This is a genomic window from Pedobacter sp., from assembly GCF_035566355.1.
Classification (GTDB): Bacteria; Bacteroidota; Bacteroidia; order Sphingobacteriales; family Sphingobacteriaceae; genus Pedobacter.
This window is the reverse complement of the sequence record NZ_DATMRL010000484.1, coordinates 1-3,041: the sequence shown is the minus strand read 5'-3', so window position 1 is coordinate 3,041 and position 3,041 is coordinate 1. Positions and strand designations below refer to the sequence as shown.

The 3,041-nt window shown below is 39.8% G+C and carries 3 protein-coding genes and 1 pseudogene; 1 reads left to right on the top strand and 3 read right to left on the bottom strand.

The window, feature by feature from the left end:
• On the bottom strand, positions 1-640 hold a 640-nt coding region (locus tag VNZ46_RS18895; RefSeq protein WP_325561575.1), incomplete at its 3' end, for a carboxypeptidase-like regulatory domain-containing protein.
• 273 nt (positions 641-913) lie between these two features.
• Positions 914-1,921, bottom strand: a complete 1,008-nt coding sequence (locus tag VNZ46_RS18890) for a FecR family protein (protein WP_325561574.1) — start codon at positions 1,919-1,921, stop codon at positions 914-916.
• Between the two features lie 330 nt (positions 1,922-2,251).
• Between VNZ46_RS18890 and VNZ46_RS18885 the strand changes: the two genes are divergently transcribed.
• Positions 2,252-2,497, top strand: a complete 246-nt coding sequence (locus tag VNZ46_RS18885) for a hypothetical protein (protein WP_325561573.1) — start codon at positions 2,252-2,254, stop codon at positions 2,495-2,497.
• 127 nt (positions 2,498-2,624) lie between these two features.
• Here VNZ46_RS18885 and VNZ46_RS18880 read toward each other — a convergent pair.
• Positions 2,625-3,041 (bottom strand): annotated as a pseudogene (locus VNZ46_RS18880) (lipid-A-disaccharide synthase); the annotation flags it as partial.

The window sequence follows — 3,041 nt, the reverse complement described above, 5'->3', positions numbered from 1 at the left end:
ACAGCCGTCTTTCATCCAGCACCGCAGCTTCGGTATTGACTTTTCTGCGGGCATGAACAGTGACCTCCCTTAAGTCGTTGCTCAGGATTTTCAAGCCTACGCTTTGTACAGACCTGGAATCGTTGACTTTGATCTCTGCTGTTTGGTAGCCCAGCGACTGAAATTGCAGGGTGATGCCGTAACTGGGGATCTTTAAAGAAAAATTGCCCTGGTTATCTGTTATCGTATAGATCGGGGAGCCCTTGACTTTCACAGATACCCCAATTAATGCTTCCTTGGTCTTCTCATCCAGCACTTTCCCTGTAATCTGGAGCTGGGCGGATTTATTGATCACGGATACAAAACCATCGATCACCACATAGGTGAGCGAAGTATTGGACAACACTTGCTCGAGCGCATTGCGGACTGTGATCTTAGGAGAAGAAATGTTCAGTCTTTTTTCATATCCCCTGATTAAATCATCCCGCATCAGAAAGTGGATACCGCTTTGCTTTTCAATCACAAGTATACTTTCTTTCATACCTGCGTTTTTAATAGAAAGGCTGATGGTCTTGTCCAATTCCTGACCACGCCCTTCCCCTGCAAATAAAAGACTTACAAATAATAATTTCGTAACTGTTAAAACAAATGAAAATCTCATTAGAAATTTGACCCTGTCATTTTTAATCAAAAAAAATCTTACAGATGGATAAGGAATAAATCCTTTTTGCATACTTTTATAGAATTATGGGTTATTCTCGGGTTTCCGAAATAGTCTGTTAATTATAATAACCATGCTGACGTCGAAATCTTTTGGTTATTAGTTCATATGAAGCCGTTCTCCGAAAGAGGACGGTTTTATTGTGTCTAGTGTAAAATTTTATTGGTCATGACGGTTGGTTGGTTTGGTTGGTGAATAGATTGAGTTGGTTGGTTAATATATCGTGATGGTACGGCCTTGCAAGGTGTAATGAAACCCGAATGATGCACTCAGACCGTCCAGAAATTTGGATACCGGCATATTCCCGTCTAAAGTGACAGTTATAGGGATTTGTTTCAATTTTTCAGTACTAATGGTAATCGAGACATTGTACCAACGGCTGATCTGTGTTGTTAATTCTAAAAGAGGGGTGCCATCAAATACCAGTTGACCTTGCTTCCAGTTTTTTATGTTCTCAATATTGAAATTCGACTTATGGATTCCTGATTGTGCATGATAACTTACCTGTTCCCCAGGAAGTAAAACAGCAAGTTGCTGAACCTGACCGCTTTCAATCCGGTCAACTTTAACCCGTCCACTGGTCACAGAAACTAATACAGGACCGTCCTTAAATGCACTGACTTTAAATGTCGTTCCCAGTACTTGAGTTCTGATCTGATGGCTATAAATGATAAAAGGTTTCTCTTTATTTTTAGTAACCTCAAAATACGCCTCACCTTCCAATTGAACTTCTCTGGTATTACCTAAGAATTTCTCCGGAAAGGACAATGTACTTCCCGGTCCAAGGTATACATGGGTACCATCGGCCAAAGAGAAATTGGAATGCCTTCCCATTGGATTTCTTTGCACCAGTTCCTTCCCCTTCATTTGAGTTGCGTCACTTCTTTTAGTAGAAACCTGGTAAATGCCGATGCCCAAAATTAAAGCTGTAAAAATTGCAGCATAACGAAAGACCATAGTAAGATCTGTCCTTTTCTTTTCTGAAACGACTTTAGCTGGTTCATTTATAAATTTCAAACTCCATTCTCTCTTCCATTCTGATAAAATGCTTGGGTCAATCTCTCCGTCTTTAGCCAATTCCCAATGCTCATTCAAAAGCTCATTTAATGTATTTTGTCCAGCAGCCGTTTTAAGGAACTGATTGATCTCAATAGATTCCTCCGGGGTACATTCTCCTTTTAGAAATTTTAACAGGTCGGTTTTGTGGATACGCTGCTCCATTCTGGTTTAAAATGTTTAGGGTTCTATTATGCTAAACACTTATTTTACCAGGTAGTACTATTGGTTAGTTAAAAATATTTTAATACTTTCCATATACCGTCTGTTAGGATAAATCATATCTGACTGGGATCTTGTTGGGATAAGGGTATCCTTTCTCCCAATAAGACCCCAACCAAACCCCCAGCAGATATCACAGCGCCCACCTTAAGCCATAATTCTATATCGAAAATATTAAGCTCCGGTAACAACAGAGAAATCACAGGCAAATTGGTTTCATGACATAGTTATTAAAAAGAAATTAATATATTCATGTCACCAAACCAACCAACAATGATCCCGTTAAAAAATATGCTGAATGCAAAACAAAGAAATTTGTTACTCATCAACGGATGGCACATTAGCTTCCTGATGATGCTATTTGGAGCCATTAGTATTCAGTATGACCACTATCTTACGATGGCTGTATTGTTCTCCCCCTTTTGTGCCTATGTCATTTTCAGCATCTACTTACTCCGCATCAGAATAAAGATCAACAAGGACAAAATCCTTAAAATAACAAAGTGGCAAAGGAATTAAGAATAAGAGTTACAAATAACCAACTAAACAGGTCTGCGCCCAGAAAAATAGATTTTAATGGTCAAACCTCAGGGCCTGTAAGGTCCAGAGAGACCATAAAATCTATTTTTTAAAAAAACCGGGAAGCTTAACGTTTCAAATCTTCAATAATAAGTTTTGCCGTCCTTTCAGAAGCACCAGGCAAACCCATTTTCAGCGCCAGTTCTTCATAATCCTGCAGCATTCTTTCCCTCTGGCTGCCATCAAGCAAAGGCTTCAGGTCCTTAAAAATCTGTTCTGTATTACAATCTTCCTGGATCAGTTCTTCAACTACTTTCCGGTTCATAATCAGATTAACCAATGAAATGAAGCGGATCTTCACCACCATTCTGGCAATCGCAATGGACAATGGATTACCCTTATATACCACCACTTGAGGGACTTTAAACAGGGCAGTCTCTAAAGTCGCTGTGCCTGATGCCACAACTGCGGCACTTGCCACCTGCAGTAGATCGTAGGTCTGGTTAAAGATCAGACTTACCTTTCTTGTACCCGTAAACTGCCG

Excerpts from the sequence above, each read along its gene's own strand:
- VNZ46_RS18890 (WP_325561574.1), bottom strand. The coding sequence starts at position 1,921 with ATGGAGCAGCGTATCCACAAAACCGACCTGTTAAAATTTCTAAAAGGA.
- VNZ46_RS18885 (WP_325561573.1), top strand. The coding sequence starts at position 2,252 with ATGATCCCGTTAAAAAATATGCTGAATGCAAAACAAAGAAATTTGTTA.